Origin of the sequence: uncultured Parasphingorhabdus sp., from assembly GCF_963677535.2 — a bacterium.
Taxonomy (GTDB): Bacteria; Pseudomonadota; Alphaproteobacteria; order Sphingomonadales; family Sphingomonadaceae; genus Parasphingorhabdus.
Genome location: NZ_CAXXUT010000003.1, coordinates 764,529 through 783,074, shown reverse-complemented (window position 1 = coordinate 783,074; position 18,546 = coordinate 764,529). Strand labels below are relative to the sequence as shown.

At 59.7% G+C, this 18,546-nt stretch carries 13 protein-coding genes; 5 read left to right on the top strand and 8 right to left on the bottom strand.

Annotated features, from left to right (window positions below):
• Nucleotides 1-305: 305 nt before the first annotated feature.
• The 4 genes from ACHZCJ_RS10575 to ACHZCJ_RS10560 all read left to right on the top strand — a co-directional run bounded on the left by ACHZCJ_RS10575 (nt 306) and on the right by ACHZCJ_RS10560 (nt 5,570).
• Nucleotides 306-743 carry a DUF4402 domain-containing protein gene (locus tag ACHZCJ_RS10575; RefSeq protein WP_321326250.1) on the top strand — a complete coding sequence of 146 codons (438 nt, stop codon included), beginning with the start codon at nt 306-308 and terminating at the stop codon, nt 741-743.
• Nucleotides 744-946: 203 nt separating this feature from the next.
• Complete coding sequence (locus ACHZCJ_RS10570; RefSeq protein WP_394700097.1) at nt 947-1,813, top strand: molecular chaperone; 867 nt, start codon at nt 947-949, stop codon at nt 1,811-1,813.
• Nucleotides 1,814-1,872: 59 nt separating this feature from the next.
• Nucleotides 1,873-4,602 (top strand): carboxypeptidase-like regulatory domain-containing protein, encoded by a 2,730-nt coding sequence (locus tag ACHZCJ_RS10565; RefSeq protein ID WP_321326246.1) that lies wholly within the window; start codon nt 1,873-1,875, stop codon nt 4,600-4,602.
• 77 nt (nt 4,603-4,679) lie between these two features.
• Nucleotides 4,680-5,570 (top strand): alpha/beta hydrolase, encoded by an 891-nt coding sequence (locus ACHZCJ_RS10560; protein ID WP_321326244.1) that lies wholly within the window; start codon nt 4,680-4,682, stop codon nt 5,568-5,570.
• 10 nt (nt 5,571-5,580) lie between these two features.
• On the opposite strand, the gene ACHZCJ_RS10555 is transcribed toward ACHZCJ_RS10560, so the two are convergent.
• The 7 genes from ACHZCJ_RS10555 to ACHZCJ_RS10525 form a co-directional block, all read right to left on the bottom strand.
• Entirely contained in the window at nt 5,581-6,489 is a 909-nt protein-coding gene (locus ACHZCJ_RS10555) for a diacylglycerol kinase family protein (RefSeq protein ID WP_159646556.1), read from the bottom strand.
• A gap of 80 nt (nt 6,490-6,569) precedes the next feature.
• Nucleotides 6,570-8,210, bottom strand: coding sequence for an acyl-CoA synthetase (locus ACHZCJ_RS10550; RefSeq protein ID WP_321326241.1), 1,641 nt, complete (start codon nt 8,208-8,210; stop codon nt 6,570-6,572).
• 88 nt (nt 8,211-8,298) lie between these two features.
• A complete protein-coding gene (locus ACHZCJ_RS10545) occupies nt 8,299-9,456 on the bottom strand; it encodes a CoA transferase (protein ID WP_321326239.1) in 1,158 nt (385 codons plus the stop codon).
• A gap of 92 nt (nt 9,457-9,548) precedes the next feature.
• Nucleotides 9,549-10,703, bottom strand: coding sequence for a nitronate monooxygenase family protein (locus tag ACHZCJ_RS10540; protein WP_321326237.1), 1,155 nt, complete (start codon nt 10,701-10,703; stop codon nt 9,549-9,551).
• A gap of 87 nt (nt 10,704-10,790) precedes the next feature.
• Complete coding sequence (locus ACHZCJ_RS10535) at nt 10,791-12,785, bottom strand: acetyl-CoA carboxylase biotin carboxylase subunit (protein WP_321326235.1); 1,995 nt, start codon at nt 12,783-12,785, stop codon at nt 10,791-10,793.
• A 109-nt stretch (nt 12,786-12,894) separates the two neighbouring features.
• The gene (locus tag ACHZCJ_RS10530; RefSeq protein ID WP_321326233.1) at nt 12,895-13,704 is read right to left on the bottom strand and encodes an enoyl-CoA hydratase-related protein; all 810 of its coding nucleotides are present in this window, start codon (nt 13,702-13,704) and stop codon (nt 12,895-12,897) included.
• Between the two features lie 115 nt (nt 13,705-13,819).
• A complete protein-coding gene (locus ACHZCJ_RS10525) occupies nt 13,820-15,442 on the bottom strand; it encodes a carboxyl transferase domain-containing protein (RefSeq protein ID WP_321326231.1) in 1,623 nt (540 codons plus the stop codon).
• Between the two features lie 121 nt (nt 15,443-15,563).
• Between ACHZCJ_RS10525 and ACHZCJ_RS10520 the strand changes: the two genes are divergently transcribed.
• Nucleotides 15,564-16,292, top strand: a complete 729-nt coding sequence (locus ACHZCJ_RS10520; RefSeq protein ID WP_321326230.1) for a TetR/AcrR family transcriptional regulator — start codon at nt 15,564-15,566, stop codon at nt 16,290-16,292.
• A gap of 55 nt (nt 16,293-16,347) precedes the next feature.
• Here the strand turns inward: ACHZCJ_RS10520 and ACHZCJ_RS10515 are convergent, their stop codons facing one another.
• The gene (locus ACHZCJ_RS10515; protein ID WP_321326227.1) at nt 16,348-18,537 is read right to left on the bottom strand and encodes a 3-hydroxyacyl-CoA dehydrogenase NAD-binding domain-containing protein; all 2,190 of its coding nucleotides are present in this window, start codon (nt 18,535-18,537) and stop codon (nt 16,348-16,350) included.
• Nucleotides 18,538-18,546 lie beyond the last annotated feature (9 nt).

Here is an 18,546-nt window from a genome sequence, read left to right as displayed (position 1 = left end):
CGCGTAAAATTGTCGCCAGATTCGCTGTGCAGACCACAGGGTAACGACTGCGTTAACCCCAATTAATCCATATTTTACAATGATTTATGTGGTTAGGGAAAAATTAACCATGTCTTACAGCAAAGCCTTATTCTTTCCCTAGGATAAGAGCATCTGAATGTTGACACAGGCGATAGCAGTCCAGTGGGTTTGGTCTGACTACACCGCATGTGTCCTTTCAACAATGAAACGAACTATAGGGACCAGTAACTATGTCGAAATTTATGAAAGCCGCTTTGGCTTCTTCCGTGCTCTTGGCGTCTGTCGTGGGTGCTAATGCAGCTGAAGCTGCCACTGCCTCTGCCGATGCACGGGCAAATATTCTCAAACAGGTAACCGTCGATTCCAACGATGTCGACCTCAACTTCGGTACGATCATCACCGGCGCGACTGCCTCAACCGTCGTCGTCAGCACCGGTGGTGTGTCGACCTGCGGTACCGGACTGGTTTGCTCGGGAACGACAACCGCTGCCGGCTTTACCATCAACGGCACGTCCGGCGAGACCGTCGACATTTCAGTCGATCCGTCTGTAACCCTGACCGGCCCTAGCGGCACCATGACCGCCTCCCTGACATCGAGCGATTCCACGCTCGTTCTCGACGGAACAGACAGTTTCGCTGTCGGTGGCACGTTGAGCGTTGCGGCAAACCAGGCCGATGGTGCCTATTCCGGTACTTTCAGTGTATCCGTTGACTATCAGTAAAAACTGATCGAGCGGGCCCAGACCCGCTCGCAGTTTACGACGCAAAAGGCCCGTCTGCAGCCCAGGTTGCAGGCGGGCCTTTCGTTCTTCTGCTGTCGCCTGCCGCGCGCGGCCGGCAATATCGATCATGGTTAGCGCTTTGGTAACCCTCTTTGCGCATAAGGAGCATGTGGGAACCGGCCTGTAATAGCCGGCCTGTCCGTATGACCAGCAAGGCGGAGAATATCATGACCATTCAGGGTTTCAGAACGTTTCGAAAATTTAGCATCATCATGGGCGCGATGGCGTCCGTTATTTCATTATCATCTGCACCGGCCCATGCCGCGGGCGATCTTTTGGTCGCTCCCACGCGTGTTGTGCTGGACGGGCAGCGCGGCACCGAAGTGATCCTGAACAATATCGGCTCCGAAACCGCAACCTACCGTATTTCCCTCGAGCTGCGACGCATGAATGCCGAAGGCCGTCTGGAAGATGTGTCGGACGAGCAGGTAAACGAGATGGAGGCGGCGGCAAAGGCGATGATTCGCTATGCACCGCGCCGGGTAACTTTACCACCGAACCAGCCTCAAGCCATACGTCTTGGCGTCAGGGCACCCGATGGTCTGGCTGACGGCGAATATCGGGTCCATCTGCTTTTTCGGGCGATCCCGAAAGCGCGCTCGGTGACCGAGCAAGCGGTGTCGGAGGGCGGCATGACGATCGCGCTCACGCCGATCTACGGCGTAACCATCCCGATCATAGTCCGTTACGGCAATTTGCAGGCCACTGCCGCCATCGCCAACGGTCGCATGGTCGAGAATTCCGACGGGCAATCCTTTGCCTTTGATCTGAGCCGTACCGGTGATCGTTCGACCTATGGCGAAATCCGTGTCACCAAGCCAGGACTGGATGAGCCGGTCATGGTCGCCCGCGGCATCGCTGTCTATCCGGAAGTAGCCAAGCGGACGGTGACCCTTCCGGTGCCGCCGGAAATAGCTGCCCAGCTTACCGGACCGATCACGGTGGAATATCACGAGACCGCCAATGCTGGCGGAGGCCTGATTGCCAAAACCGATATGGTGCTACGATAAGATATTTATATCAGTGATTTAATGTGGCTCCAAGCGGTCACAAAGTCATGATGTAGGCCATGATACAGCGATCTGATATAATCGGCCGGGGCTTCAAAGCACTGGTCAAGGCTGCGGGGATCCTTGCGATCTCCGCGGCTTCGCTGTTTCCGGCGGCGGCGTCGGCCAGCATCTGGTCGGCCAGTGACGATGATGCCCTGCTATTTGACCTGCGTGCCGGTAATTTTCGCCTTGGTGACGGGGTCCGGGGCTATCAGACCGACAAGGGCATATGCGTTGATCTTGCCGATATGATCATGGCGATGGATGTTCCGCTCCGCCTCGACAAGAAGTCGCGCCGCGCAACTGGCTGGATTTTTTCGGAGAGCCAGACATTGACCATCGATCGCGACAGCGCATCGGTACAAAAGGTGAACGAACGACAGAAAATAAGCCCGGGCCAGATTTACGATGTGCCCGAGGGCTGGTGTGTCGATGTGAAAAGCCTGTCTGACTGGTTTGATGTCAAATTTGTTCCCGACCTGTCGAATGCGTTACTGACCGTCGAATCCGACAGCAAATTGCCGTTCGAGCGGGCGCTGGAGCGCAAGGAACAGGCTGCGAAAATCCGTCCGCGCAAGAGTTTCGATCTTTCGGCGCTGCCCCAGTCGTCAGAATCCTATAAATTCTGGCGAACACCGTCGGTTGATGCGGTGGTGTCGGCCGGTGGGCTGCGGGACAAGCAATCGGGCCAGAAATACGACCTGCAATATGAGCTTTATGCATCCGGAGAACTGGGCAAGGCAAGTTTTGACGCCCGGCTCTCCTCCGACATGGAAGGCGTGCCGGAAAGCCTTAGGGTCAGGGCATATCGGACCGATCCCGAGGGCGAACTGCTCGGTCCGCTGCAGGCCACCCATTTTGCCCTCGGCGATGTCTCGACCTTTTCCACGCCGCTGGTTTCGCAGTCTGTTGCGGGACGCGGGGCACTTGTAACCAATCGGCCGGTCGAACGACCCGACAGCTTCGACCGAACCAGTTTTCGCGGCGAACTGCCTAATGGTTGGGATGCGGAACTCTATCGTAACGGCCAGTTGCTGGCCTTTGCCGAAACCCGTTCCGACGGCCGCTATGAATTTATCGATGTGCCGCTCCTTTATGGCCAGAACCGCTTCGAGGTGGTGTTATACGGCCCCCAGGGGCAAGTCAGGCGTGATGTGAAGGTTATTCCGGTGGGTATCGACTCAATTCCGCCGAAACAAACCTATTATTGGGCCGGCATAAACGAAGCGGGCGAGGATCTGATCCGGCTTGGCGATTTCTTGCCGACGCGGCAGGCGGGTTGGCGCGGCGGGATCGGGCTTGAACGCGGACTGAACGCCAAAACCTCGGTCGCCGCCTCCCTGTTCAGCCTGCAAATTGACGGCAAGCGCCATGACTATCTCGAAGGGTCGGTGCGCCGGGCCGTGGGGCCTACCCTGGTCGAGCTTTCGGCCGCCTCCAATCTCGACGGGGGTGTCGCGCTGCGCGGCCAGCTCCTCGGCCAGCTTGGTGACAGCTATATCACCGCTGAATCGATCTGGGCGCGAGGCGGGTTCATCTCCGACCAGATAGAGAAAAACGCCCTGTCACGGCACAGTCTGGCGGTTGATCACAGTTTCAGGCTGGGCAGCAGGATCATACCGGTGCATGTTGACGCGCAATATGAAACGCGCTCCGATGGTCGTGACAGCCTGGATATAACCGGGCGCATGTCGTTCAATCTCAATCGTCTGTCGCTTACCGGCGAACTCGCCTGGGAACAGCAATTCAGCGATTATGGTCCAGCTGGCGCCGACCGTATCAGCGCCCGATTGCTTGCCAATGGCAGGATCGGAAAGGTCCGGCTCCGTGGTGAGGCGATCTATCGTGTGGCCCCGGAAAAACGCTTTGAACAAGTCAATTTCACCGGCGAATGGCGCGCTAGCGAGCGTTCCGACTGGCGCGCGGAACTGGGCTATGATGCCGGCCTGGATCGCGGACGTGCGGGAATCGGAATTGTCCGGCGCTTCGAACGCTTTTCGCTAACCGCAACCGCCGAAGTCGCTACTGACGGCTCGCTGGCGGCCGGCCTTAATCTGGCTTTCAGCCTGGGTCCGGATCCGCGGACCGGAAAATTCCGATTCTCGAGCAACAAGCTGGCCAATAACGGCCAGGCACTGGCGATCGTCTTCCATGACGAAAACGGGGATGGCAAGCGCCAGCCCGGCGAACCGCTGGCCGAAAATGTCGAACTGACCGCGGGACATTCGGCCGCCTTGACGGCGACCGACGGTCAGGGTCGAGCGGTGATCGACAATCTGCAGCCTTTTCGGCCAGTGCTGATCGGGATCGACAGCAGCAGCCTGTCCAGCCCCTATGTGCAGCCGGCCCTGCCCGGCGTGGTGATCACGCCACGGCCCGGAATCGCGACCACGGTCGAACTGCCGCTGGTCAGCGCCGGCGAAGTCGAGGGCACGCTGGTGCGGCGGGGCGGCGGCGCCATTGCCGGTGTCGGACTGGAACTGGTCGACAGCGAAGGGCGGGTGGTGCGCGAAACCCAGACCGAATTTGACGGCTTTTTCCTGTTCGACGGCGTTCCCTATGGTGCCTATACGGTGCGCATCGCCAAACTCTCGGCACAGGCAATCCGGGTGCCGGTGCTACTGGCTGCGCGCGCGCTGGTCGATGATGACAATCAGATCGCGAGACTGGGTGCCGTCACGGTCGGATCGAGTGCTCATTTGGCGAACACGGGCAAGAGCATGTCAGGCCGGATCAGTACGCCCTAACGGGACAGCGCTCCCGTTCTTGTAACCTCTGCGCTTTCTGTTACTGAATCGGCTTTTGCGCAGCTCGGGAAATTTACATGCAAGTCTTGGCCAACGGCATCAATATTGAAGTGGAAGATCACGGCAACCCCGAGGATCCGGCCATATTGCTGGTCATGGGCTATACCGCACAGCTGATCTACTGGCCGATGGATTTCGTCAACGGACTGGTGGCTGAGGGTTTTCGGGTCGTCAGATTCGACAATCGGGATGTCGGTCTTTCCTATAAGTTTGATGGTGTGCGGCCACCACATCCGATCCGGCAGATGATCGCCAAGCGCTTTTTCCCCAAACGACGGATGGCGCCTTATGATCTGAGTGACATGGCGAAAGACGCAATCGGCGTGCTCGACGCGCTGAAAATCGACAAGGCCCATATTGTCGGTGCCTCGATGGGCGGGATGATCGGCCAGTTGATCGCTGCGGACCATGCCGACCGGGTCTTGTCCTTCACGCCGGTGATGTCATCGACAAATGGTCCCGGCCTGCCCGGTGCCGATGCCGAAGTCCGCAGGGTGTTGCTGCAGACCGCGCGGGCGAAAGCGCGGACACCGGACGAGGCTCTGGAACTGGGGCTAGCCTTTTCGTCACTCATCGCATCAGAAGAAGGCCGTAACCGGAAAGACGAACGGCGCGAAATGATGAAGCTGGCACAAGAGCGCGGATTCTACCCGCCCGGCCCGAAACGCCAGATGGCGGCAATTATCGACACCGGCAATCTGCGACCCGTGGCGCAACGGATCACCGCACCGACAATGGTTATCCACGGCGCAGACGACCCGCTCATTCCATTCGCATGTGGCGAGGATATCGCCGCCCATGTCAAAAATGCGCGGTTCGAGTTGGTAGCAGGCATGGGCCATGACCTACCGCCGAGCAAATTGCCGGCGATGGTCAATCTGATTGCGGACCATTGCCGCGCCGCCTAGACCGGCGCTCTTATGTCGGAAGCGGCAGGCAATAAATAATATTCTGCCCGGTCATCCTGATCTCTCCGGCTTGCCCGGAAAGCAGATCGCCATCCACTTGGAAAGCTGCCTGTCGGGACGGTTCGTCTATGGCCGTTATCGAGACGTGGCGCGCAGGCAGCGACTGGATAAATTCCAGCCGCGCCGGATCGCGGCCCAATGCTGCTGCCAGCAAAAAGCGAAAAAAATCGCGACGGCGAGCGCGCGTCAGTGCGACGACATGGAAAATATCGGCGGCCAATTCGGCAGACGGCGCCAGCGTCCAGCTGCCGGCATAATGATGTGCCTTGAGCAGGTAAAAAGCAGCGGTCGTCAGTCGTGATTCCGATCCGTCGGGCGCTTCCACCGTGAGGGTGAAACGCAGTTGGGGCCAGTCCCCGAACAGCTTGACCAGAGACCAGGCATAGGCGGCTCCGCCGATCCGTTTCTTCAGTGCCGGACTGTGCCGTGCGACCGCCTGTCCGTCCGGGCCTGCGCTGATGCAGGCGACAAAGGGCTGGTCATCCGCGGTGATCAGAGGGGCTTCCAGCCGCGCCACTTGCTTATCCAGATAACCCGCCATGATTTCGCGAGCGAATATTTCGGGATCGTCGGAATAGCCCAGTTCCCTGGCAACCAGATTGACGGTACCGGCGGGGAAAACGCAAAGCGGTTTTGAGAGACCGGTCCTTACCATCGATGCGACCACCAGCCGCAAGGCGCCGTCGCCGCCCGATACGCAGACAAGATCGCATTCGGGGAAGATTTCGAACCGCCCGTCTTTTTCGGTCCGGCCCAGCCGCACCTGCGCCCCGCAAGCCTGAAAAGCGTGCGACAAAACGTCCAGCCGCAATTCGTTAAAAGTGCCGGAAGCCGGGTTGTGGATGAGTTCGACAATCACGGGTCTTCCTTGCGGCGATCATACGTCGTCCGTCAATGGCTGAGGTGTCGGCAAACCATTTGGTCACCGATTCTGCGGGCCTAGGCCGGCACCTGCAACCGATCGAGGGCAATTTCCCTGGCCGCTTTGTATCCCGCCTTGCCATTGGCCGCGCGTGGCACCTCGTCAACCAGGATTATGGCACGCGGTGCCTTGTAAGCCGCAAGTTTGGAGCGGACATGCTCATTCAGTTCTGCTTCGTCGAAGCTTGCGTCTTCCGCTATCGAAAGGACCGCCGTCACCATCTGTCCGAAGCGGTCATCCGGCACGCCGACAACGAGGCAGTCGTAGACACTGTCATGTGTCTTGAGCGCTTCTTCGACTTCTTCGGGAAAGATTTTCTCGCCGCCGCTGTTGATGCAGGCGGACCCGCGACCGAGCAGGGTGATCGAGCCATCGGGCTCGACCGTCGCAAAGTCACCGGGGATCGAGTAACGCACGCCATCGAAGGTCTTGAAGGTCGCGGCGCTTTTCGCTTCATCCTTATAATAGCCGAGCGGCACCATTCCACCGTTGCAGATAAGCCCCATTTCACCGGACCCGGGGACCACCGGCTTGCCATCTTCGGTCAGCACTCTAGTGGTCGGGTTCATCTCGAACTTCGCGGTCTGGTCGCTGTCGATATTCTCCACCGTCGTGATCGACGTTCCCATGCTGCCTTCGGTCGAGCCCATGCTGTCGACGATCGCCATGTGCGGCAAATGGCCCAGCAGGCCGCGTTTCACCTCGGTTGACCACATTACGCCGGAACTGCCCATCAACTGAAGGGACGATAAATCAAAGGCTTGCCCTGCCGCCTTGGCCGCTTCCAGCGCCGCCAACATTGGCTTGGCAAAGACATCACCGACGATGGTGATATCGGTCACTTTCTCGTCCTGCGCCAGTTGCCAGAGCGCCGCCGGATCAAAATGGCTGTTGTTGCACAATATGACACAGCCGCCGAGGCTGTGCGGGACCATCGCACCGATCCACATACCGGTGCCGTGCATCAGCGGGCAGGCCGGGATCGAACGTCCCGTCGCTCCGGCCTCATGGAGTTGCTGGACCAGTGGGCCGAAGCCGGAAGCATCGGTGGGCGGTTCCATTTCGCGCATTTCAAAACCCTTGGCGAGCAAAGCTGTGCCGAAGCTCTTGTGATCATACATCACCCCTTTGGGCATGCCGGTGGTGCCGCCGGTGTAGAGCATGTAAATATCATCGTTGGAGCGCTCTATCGACGGCATCGGCTGCGTGCTTTGCAAGGTCTCTTCATAGTCAAGAGCACCATCAAGATGCTCGCCCGAGCCGTCGTCGATTTCGAGGAAAAGCCTGACCCGTTCGAGCTGGTCACGGATCGCCGCGATCCTTGGTGCGAACTGGGCCTGGAAAACCAGCGCCTCGCTGTCGCTGTTGTTGATCACATGGGTCAGTTCCGCCTCGAGATAGCGATAGTTGACATTGACCGGTGTGACGCGGGCTTTGAAGGCGCCGAACTGGGTTTCCATATATTCCGCCGCATTATAGGAATAGATCGAGAGTTTGGCACCGGGCCTGAGCCCGTGGTCGGTCAGGATTTGCGCGACCCGGGCCGCCCGTTCTTCATATTCGGACCAGCTATAGCGTTTGTCGCCATCGACGATTGCGGGCTTGTCGGGAATTGCCGCAGCAATATTCTCCCAGATATCGGCCATCTGCCAGGTCATGCGATTCTCTCCTTATTTTTTGGGAGAGAATAGCCAGATTGCAGCCATGTGCAACCAGATCACGGCGACAGGATCCGATTGAAGCGGTCTATGGTTGCCGGTGTGTGGCAAGCTCGGCGCGAATCGCGTCGCTGTGCTCGCCCAGTGCCGGGCTGGGGCCGCAGGGCGCGAGCTTGGTACCACCAAAACGGGCCGGTGCACTAACATGCTGAACCGCGCCAAGCAGCGGATGTTCTGTTTGTTCGAATATGCCGATCGCGACGGCCTGCTGGTGGGCGGGCAGGTCTTCGAGCGCAAGGCAGGGGGCGGCCGGCACGTCATGTTCAGCGAGAGCGGCGACCATTTCGGCGCTGGTCAGGTCGGGCTTTTGCGCGGCGATGATCGAGGCAAGCTCCGCCATATGGACGCTGCGGTTGGCCATCCCCTGGTATTTTTCTTCCGTCTTCAGATCCGGGCGACCGACGATATCGAATATCGCCGCCCAGTGATCGTCGGTCATCGCGGCATAGGCGATGGCTCCGTCCGTGGATCGGAGCGGAAGCTGGTAATAGTCGGCGAAGGGGGCGCCGTGGGTCACGTCGTCGGCTTGCAGCGTCAGATGCATCCCGCCGTCCGGCCAGAGAAAAGCGACGCAGCTTTCCAGCATCGACAGATCGATATGCTGGCCGCCGGCACCGCGTTCGCGGGCGAACAGGGCGGCGGTGATCGCCTGCGCGGCAGTATAGGCGGTGATCTTGTCGCAGATCAGGGTTTTGACATAGGCAAAGCCTTCGGGATGGCCCTGCAGGGTCATGAAGCCGGCCATCGCCTGCATCACATGGTCATAGGCCGGGCGGCCGGAGAGGGGACCTTCATGGCCAAAGCCGGTGATCGCGCAATAGACGAGCTCCGGCTTCTCCTGGCGCAGCGCCTTGCTTCCCAGACCGAGCCGGTCCATCACGCCGGGCCGGTAATTGTGGATCACCACATCCGCCTCCAGACAAAGCTGGCGTGCGTGGGCGATGTCTTCTGCTGATTTCAGATCGAGGGTGATCGAGCGCTTGGCCTGATTGCAATTGTGGAACAGACCGGAGATGCCACCCTTCTGGCTGCCGAGCCAGCGCATCGGATCGCCAATACCCGGTGGCTCGACCTTGATCACATCGGCGCCCTGCTGGGCGAACATCATCGTTGCCAGCGAGGCGGTGATCATGGTGGAAAACTCGACGACCTTGATCCCGGCCAGGGGCTGTGTTGCTTCTGTCATGCGATCCTCAATCCCCACCCTGTCTCTGCAGAGCGCGCCCGACCATATGGTGCAACCGGGTCTTCGACAAGCTCAGGATGGATAGGGGATTGTCATTCGCCCAGGTTGGCGGAAAGCCTCTCGTAAGCGGTGAGAAAATCTTCCTTGAAGCCCTGCACCACCTGACCCGCGGTCATCTGTTCGTTCATCAGGCCGACGCCTTGCCCGACCCAATAGGTGGCAAGATCCTTGGCGCCCTGATTGTCGCCCTGGCTCAGCTTGTCGAGCACCCGCAGCGGCGGTTCGGCGACCAGCGATTGCAACGGCATCGGCAGTGGCGAGGGCGCGCCTTCCGCTTGCCATGCGTCGGTCCAGGGTGAGCGCAATTGCCGCGACGGTTTGCCGGTGCGCGAGCGCGCCCGGACCGTGTCGCGTGACGTGGCAGCGAGCATTTTTTCTTTCACTACCGGATTGGTTTCCGCCTCGACCGTGGTCAGCCAGACCGAGCCGCACCAGACGCCGCTCGCGCCCATCGCCATGGCGGCGGCCATCTGCGCGCCGGTGGCAATGCCGCCGGCGGCCAGCACCGGCGTGTCATCGCCGATCCCAGCCAGCGCGTTGCAGACCTCGGGGATCAGCACCATGGTCGAGATATCGCCGGTATGGCCGCCCGCTTCGCCGCCAACGGCAATGATGATATCGACACCGGCAGCGACCTGACTCATCGCATGGTCGCGTGTCCCGACCAGAGCGGCGACCGGAACATTGTGCCTTTGCCCCATTTCCAGCATCACCTGCGGCGGAATGCCCAGAGCATTGGCAATCAGTTTGATTGGATGGCGGAAGGCGACTTCCAGTATCGCTTCTGCGGTGCCGCCGCGGAGATTGTCGGTAAAGGCGACCTGTTCGCGGCGCACCGCTTCGATATCCTCGGCGCTACGCTGCGGGTCGACGCCATGACGCTGCATGATATCATCGGTGAACTGCTTGTGCCGGTCGGGAATCGACGCGAGAACGGCTTCCGGGTCCGGCTGTTCGCCCTTGCCCTCGACCTTGTTCGGGACGATGATATCCAAACCATAAGGCTTGCCATCGACGTGATCATCGATCCAGCTGAGCTCCTCCTCAAGCGTCTCCGGGGAACAATTGACGCCGCCGAACAAGCCCATGCCACCGGCTCTCGAAACCGCCGCGACAACATCGCGGCAATGGGAGAAAGCGACCAGCGGAAACTCGATGCCGAGCATGTCGCAGATTTTATTGTTCACTGGTGGGTCTCTCCGTTCGTGCTGAGCTTGTCGAAGCATGAGTGCGCGCGGGCTGCCCTTCGACAGGCTCAGGGCGAACGGTCGCTATCATGCCTCGTCGTTTTCTTCATCCGCGACAATCTCGAGAATCAGATCATCGGCGGCAATCTGCACGCCCGCCGTCGCCGCGATGCTTTCCACCGTGCCGTCAATCTCGGCGAGTATCTCGTGCTGCATCTTCATTGCCTCGAGCACCGCTAGCTTGTCGCCCTTGGCCACCCGCGCGCCGGCTTCCACCAATATCTCGAGCAACAGCCCGTGCATCGGTGCGACCACGGTGCCGCCGCCGCCGGCATCTTCCATGGCGCTGAGGCCGGTCAGGTCGGTTACGGTCAGCGAGCGTCTCGGCAGCGCCAGATAGAGAGTGCGATGGTCATCATAATAGATCGTCTCGACGGTGCGCCCCTCAACCCGCAATTTCGCACGGTCTGCGGTCAGGCTGATCAACTCGATCGCGGCCGTTTCCTCGCCGGAGCTTACCCGGTAATGGCCGGGCTTCTTGACATGGACATGGATGGTCTGGGCATCCTCGCCATCGGTATATTGGGCGACTGTCTCCAGCGTGCCCGTATTCGACCAGTCGAGCATTTCCGGATTGACGTTGAGCGCGAGCTTGTGCGCCGCCTGCTGCCGCAGCTTGTGATGGATGACTGCAGCGATCGCATAAGACGAAAAATCATGCGCGCCGAGAGCGACTCCATCTTCGCCGTAATTTTCGGCGATAAAGGCGGTCGTGGCCTCGCCCTTCACGAAGTCGGGCCGGTCCAGTGCATCGATCAGGAAATCGCGATTGGTTTTCGGACCGAACAGGGTGGTTTCCGAGAGCGCCCTGATCATCCGGCGACGGGCTTCATCGCGGGTAGCGCCATGGGTGATGATCTTGGCGACCATCGAATCGTAAAAGGGCGAGACTTCGCCGCCGCTTTCGATGCCGCTGTCGACCCGCGACAGGGTCGAGGGTTTCCACAGATGGACCGGGCCGGTGCTCGGCAGGAAATCATCCGCCGGGTCCTCGGCATAGAGCCGCACTTCCATGGCATGGCCGGTGAGCGTGATGTCATTTTGTTCAAGACCAAGCAAGTCGCCTGACGCAACTTTGAGCTGCAGCGCCACCAGATCGAAACCGGTGATCTCCTCGGTCACCGGATGCTCGACCTGCAGGCGGGTGTTCATTTCGAGAAAATAGAAACTACCCGCCTGGTCGAGCAGAAACTCCACTGTGCCGGCGCCGACATAATCGACCGCTTTTGCCGCCTCCACCGCAGCCGCGCCCATTTTCGCGCGCAGCTCTGGCGTCATGACAGGACAAGGGGCTTCCTCGATCACCTTCTGGTGGCGACGTTGAACCGAACAGTCGCGCTCGCCGAGATGGATGGTGTTGCCGTGGCTGTCGGCGAAGACCTGGATCTCGACATGGCGCGGCTTGATGATCGCTTTCTCGAGAATCAGTTCGCCATTGCCGAAGGCATTCTCCGCTTCGGACCGCGCCAGCTTGATCGCATTGGGCACGTCTTTCAGATCATGGACCAGCCGCATGCCGCGCCCGCCACCGCCAGCGGCCGCCTTGACCATCAAGGGCACCCCGATCGTCTTTGCTTCGGCAACCAGCCGCTCGTCCGACTGGTCGTCATCCTGATAGCCGGGCACGCAGGGCACGCCGGCAGCGATCATCGCCCGCTTCGAGCGCGCCTTGTCGCCCATGACATCGATCGCCTTTTCCGGCGGGCCGACGAAGATGATATTCGCGTCGGCGCAGGCTTTGGAAAAGGCGGCGTTTTCCGAGAGGAAACCATAGCCCGGATGGATCGCATCCGCGCCGGTGTCCTTGGCCGCCTGGATGATCCTGTCGATCTGCAGATAGGATTCATTGACCGGAGCCGGGCCGATACGCACGGCGTCATCCGCCATTTTGACATGGGGTGCATTAGCGTCCGCGTCGGAATAGACCGCGACGGTGCGCATGCCCTGCGTCTTGGCCGTGCGCATCACCCGGCAGGCGATTTCGCCGCGGTTGGCGACCAGGAGAGTGTTGATTCGGGTCATGTGTAAACCTCGTCATGCTGAACTGGTTTCAGCATCTCGTGAGATGATGAACGGGAAAGGTCCTGAAACAAGTTCAGGATGACGATTATGCTGAGGCGCTGATTTCTCATTAAGGCTTCACCACCCAATTGGGCTTGCGCTTCTCGAAGAAGCTGGCGACGCCTTCCTTGGCTTCGTCGCTGACCATGCGATCGGCAAAATTCTCGGCCGCCAGGCGGATCACTTCGTCGCGCGGCTTTCCGGCAATCTGTCCGAGCAGTTCCTTGGTGGCAGCGACAGCGCCGGGCGCAGCGCCCAACACCTGTTTACGCAGCTGCATTTCGATCGCCTCGAGGCCATCTGCATCATCGGCAATGAAATCTGCAAAACCTAGCTTGTGGGCTTCCGCCCCATCAAAACGCGCAGCGGTCAGCATCAAGCGGCGGCCGGTGGCATAGCCGAGCTTCTGGATCACGAAGGGCGAAATCTGGGCTGGTGAAACGCCTATGGCGGTCTCGGTCATTGCAAAGCGTGCGCCGCTTTCGCAGATCACCACATCCGCGCAGCAGGACAGACCAAAGCCGCCCGCCATCGCTGCGCCCTCGATCAGCACGATCACAACCTGTGGAGCGGTGTTCACCAGATCGAAAATCTCTGCCGCGCCGCTCGACATCTTGATGATCGCCGCGCGGTTGCCGCTTTTCTGGAAATTCTCTTTGAAATTCTTCAGGTCCGCTCCGGCGCAAAATACGCCGCCGCGTCCCCGCAAGGTGATCCCGCGTACCGTGCGATCGTCGCGAACGCTTTTCAACACGCCGGCCAGTTCCGCTACCAATGCGTCGCTCAACGCATTGCGATTTTCCGGCTGGTTGAACCAGATGGTGAGCCAGCCTTGGCGCAGCTCAAGTTCGAGCGTCTCGGTTTGTGGAAGGTCGGTCATATCCTGTATTCCGTTCTGTGCTCCGGCCCCCGAGCCGGAGCCCTGGCGTCGGCAGCGCTGCGCCGCAAGAGCTCCGCATCAAGTGCGGAGCACAGCGTGAATGTCGCCACGATTCTCATATCCGCGCCACCCCGAAAGCATTGGGATGAAGCGTCCGGTTCTGCGCCTCGAAAATCGTCTCCAGCGCAAAGCCCAGCACCTTGCGCGTATCGCGCGGATCGATCACGCCATTGTCGAGTATCCGGCCGGAGGTAAAGAAGGCGCTTTCCTGCGCTTCGAAAATATCCTTGATACGCTGTTCCTGCTTGGCGATCGCTTCTTCGTCGGGTTCGATGCCTTTGCGCTTGGCCTGCACCCGGGCGACATGGCTCATCGTATTGGCCGCCGAAGCACCCGCCATGACGCCAGTTTTCGCATTGGGCCAGCTGAACAGAAAGTCGGGTTCGAAGGCAGTGCCGCTCATTCCGTAATTGCCGGCACCAAAGCTGGCGCCAATATAAAGGGCCAGTTTCGGGACCCGGACATTGGATACGGCCTGGATCATCTTGCTGCCCAGTTTGATCATGCCCTTATGCTCTGACTCGGTACCGACAATATAGCCGGTGGTGTTGTTGAGGAAGATGATCGGCAGTTCGGACTGGTCGCATAGCTGGAAAAAATGCGTCGCTTTGGCCGCTGCTTCGGGATCGAACGGGCCGTTGTTGCCAATCAGGCCGACTGCATGGCCCATGATGCTCGCCTGCATGCAGACGGTGCCGGGGCCATAGCGCGGCTTGAATTCCTCGAAATCCGATCCGTCGACGATCCGCGCGGCTACCTCGCGGACGTCATAGGGAATGGTATAGTCGACTGGCACTATACCGGCGATCTCGTCTATATCATAGACCGGTTCTTCATAACCATTGCGTCGGATCGGCCTGGTATTCTTGTTCCAGTCGAGGCGGGCCATGGTCTCGCGCGCGATAGCAATGCCGTGGGCATCGTTATCGGCGAGATATTCCACGCTGCCCGTGGTCGAAGCGTGCATTTCGGTACCACCGAGTTCGCGGTCATCGGCAACTTCACCGGTTGCCGCATGGACCAGCGCCGCACCGCCCAGCGCCGCCATGCCATTGTCACGGACGCCGATGACATAGTCGGACATGCCCGGCATATAAGCGCCGCCCGCGGTCGAAGGACCGTGCAGCACCACCATCGTCGGGATACCCGCTGCGCTCAGCCAGGCGAGATTGCGGAACAGCATGCCGCCGTGCGCCCATAGCTCGACTTTATATTCCATCAGGTTCGCGCCAGCGCTTTCGACCAGATGGATGAATGGCAGTTTCAGGTCTTGCGCAATTTTCTGCGCGCCCTTGCTGGCGTCCCAGCCACCGGTCGTCGCCGCACCAGCCCGAATGCCGCTGTCATCGACCCAGATCATGCAGCGCACGCCTTTGACAAAACCGATTCCCAATATCACGCTGCCGCCTGGAATGCTGGTGTCAGGATTGCTGTCCTCGACCAGATAATTGGCCATATTGTAAAGCTGCAGCCACGGCATGCCGGGATCGAGCAGGCGTTTCAGCCGTTCGTGCGGGGTCAGCTGGCCGCGTTTTTCGAAAGTCGGCCGCCGTTTTTCCGATGCTTCTACCGCACGCTTTTCCAGCGACCGCAAATGATCGATCAGTGCCAGCATGTCCTTGCGATTCTGGGCAAAGCTCTCCGAACCGGTGACAATCTTGGATTTGAACTGGGGCATTGGTGCAGCGCCTCTTTCCGATTTTACCGAGCGGACCATTGACTATTTGACACGGCGAGTCCGCAAAGGCTAATTGAATAGCACTCGGTATATCCGAGTCAAGCTCAATAGAGGACAGAATTTGGCAACCAAGGCGGTCAATCCGGAAACCCGGCGGAGCAAGCTGGAGCGCAAGGAGCGGGCGATTCTCGATGCCGCCCGCGCCGTTTTTGTCGAGCATGGCTTCGACGGGGCGCGGGTATCCGAAATAGCGCGCCGGGCGCAGATCGGCGAAGGCACGATCTACAGCTATTATGAATCGAAGGCCGAGCTGATGCTCGCGGTGTTGCAACAATTCTGGGACGGGCTGACCCGGGAAGCCGAGGCGGTCATGGCGTCAGTCACCGCGGACGGCTTTTTCGACCGGCTGCGGGCGCTGGCGCAATATCATCTGAACATCCTGATCCTGAACGCCGACTTCATCAATCTCAGCTTCGCGCTCCGGCGCAACAACAGCGAGGTCAGCGTATCGCGCGATCATCTGCGGCATTATGTCGCGGTCTTCGACCGGCTGTTCCTGCGCGGGCAGGATCGCGGGGAATTGCGGCAGGATGCCGTGCTTTGGCAGGCGCGCGATATATTTTACGGCAGTCTGGAATATAGCGGGCGGTCCATCGAAATGACCCTGGACTCAGACCACAAGGTCCGCGAGCAGGCGCCGGTCGTGGAGCAGATGGTGGCGCTGTTCCGGTCGCATTACGGCTCTATTGAGGGCAACGGCGGCGCGGAGAATGCGACAATCGACCAGCTGGCGCAAAAGCTCGACCAGCTTTCCGACAAATTCGACGCGCTATCCGAGCGCCTGTCCTGAGAGGCAAAAAAAGAGCCCCCGAAGGAGCTCTTTCCTATATTATTCTGATCAGACTTTAAGCCGCTTTGTAGAAGCTCTCGCCCTTATCGGCTTTCTCGCGGAAGCTCATCGGTGGTTTGAACCGTTCGCCATGTTTCTGCGCGAGATTGTCAGCGATGCGGACAAAATTATCGACGCCCATCGTGTCGATATGGCTCATCGGACCACCGGTCCATGGGGCGAAGCCCCAGCCGAAGATCGCGCCGAGATCGGCCGATTGCGGATCGGAGACGACGCCTTCGTCGAAACATTGCGCTGTGGCGATCAGCTGAATGAACATCAAACGCTGCTTGACCTCTTCGACAGCCGGCTGTTCTTCGGCCAGCGGGAAATGGTCGGCAAGGCCGGGCCACAATTTCTTCGAACCGTCTTCGGCATATTCGTAGAAACCACCGCCAAAGCGTCGGCCACGCCGGTCGATCTTGTTGACCATGATTTCCATCAGATCCTCGGTACCGCTCGGAACATAGGCGTCGCCCATTTCTTCCTTGGTCGAGGTCATGATGTCATAGCCGAGCTGCAGTGTCGTTTCATCGACCACGGCGAGCGGACCGATCGGCATGCCCATGGCGATGGCGGCATTTTCAATCAGCGCCGGCTTCACGCCTTCGGCAACCATCAGCATCGCTTCATTGGCATAAGGCGGGAAGACGCGGTTGGTGTAGAAGCCGCGGACGTCCTTGACGACAATCGGAACCTTGCGGATTTTCGCATTATAGTCGAGCGCGACGGCCAGAGCCTTGTCACCGGTTTCGGCGCCAGGGATGATCTCCAGCAACGGCATTTTCTCGACCGGCGAGAAGAAGTGCATCCCGATAAACTGGTCGGGCCGTTCGCTATTCTTGGCGAGGCCGGTGATCGGCAGGGTCGAGGTGTTGGACGCAAAGACTACATCCTTGCCGATGACCGCTTCGGTTTTCTTGATAACATCGGCTTTGACATCGGGGCGTTCGAACACTGCCTCGATGATCAGGTCGACATCTTTCAGATCGTCATAATTGTCGGTCGGGGTGATCCGGGCCATGAAGGCATCAGCCTTTTCCTGGGTCATCTTGCCGCGCTTCACGCCCTTGTCGACGATCTTCTGGCTGTAATCGATGGCCTTTTGCGCTTCCTCCATATTGCGGTCGAGGACGATGACATTCATCCCGCCCTTGGCCGTGACATGGGTGATGCCTGAGCCCATCAGGCCGGCGCCGAGAACGCCGACGGTCTTGATGTCGGACGGTGGAACGCCCTTTGGACGGGCCGCGCCTTTTTCCGCTGCCTGCTTGTTGATGAACAGGGTGCGGATCATATTTTTGGCTTGCGGGCCGGCAAGCAGCTTGGTGAAATATTTGCTCTCGACGCGGAGGGCGGTGTCGATCGGCAACATCGAACCTTCATAGAGGCAGGACAGGATCGCCTTGACCGCTTCGAAATTGCCCTTGCTCTGCTTCAGCGCGATGGCCGAGGAACCGAGGTAAAGTGGCACAGCGCGGGGATCCATCGATCCTGCGCCACCGGGGAATTTATAGCCCTTTTTGTCCCATGGCGCGGACGCTTTGGGATTGGCCTTGACCCATGCTTTGGCCTTGGCAACGACTTCGTCCGCCGGGACGACTTCATCCACGATCTTCTGCGCGAGCGCAGCCTGCGGGTTCATCGGCTGACCGGTCATGATCGCCATGCCGGCGGCCTGCAGGCCTGCGAGACGTGGCAGGCGCTGGGTGCCGCCGCCGCCTGGCAGCAGGCCAACCTGCACTTCGGGCAGGCCGAGCTGGATTTTCGGATAGTCGGCGCACACACGATAATGGCAGGCGAGTGCCAGTTCCAGACCACCGCCGAGGGCGAGGCCGTTCAGCGCACAGGCCACCGGCTTGGCGTGGGCGGTGCCCTTGAGCAGTTCCTTCGCCGTATGGCCGCCGGTTTCCATGCGGCGCAACATGCCGTTCAGTTCCCATGCGCTTTCAAACGCTTCGGCCATGCTGTCGGCCTTGGATGCTCCGAGCATGTTGAGATCGGCACCGGCGAGGAAGCCGGATTTCTTGCCCGAAGTGATTACCGCGCCCTTGATCGCGTCATCGCTGATCAGCTCTTCGGTGAATCCCTTGAAATCGGCGATCAGCGCCTGGTTCCAGACGTTCATCGACTGGCCGGGCAGGTCGATGGTGACGAGGGCGATGCCGTCGCTGTCGATGTCGACTGTCAGTGTTTCGTAGCTCATGTTTTTTCC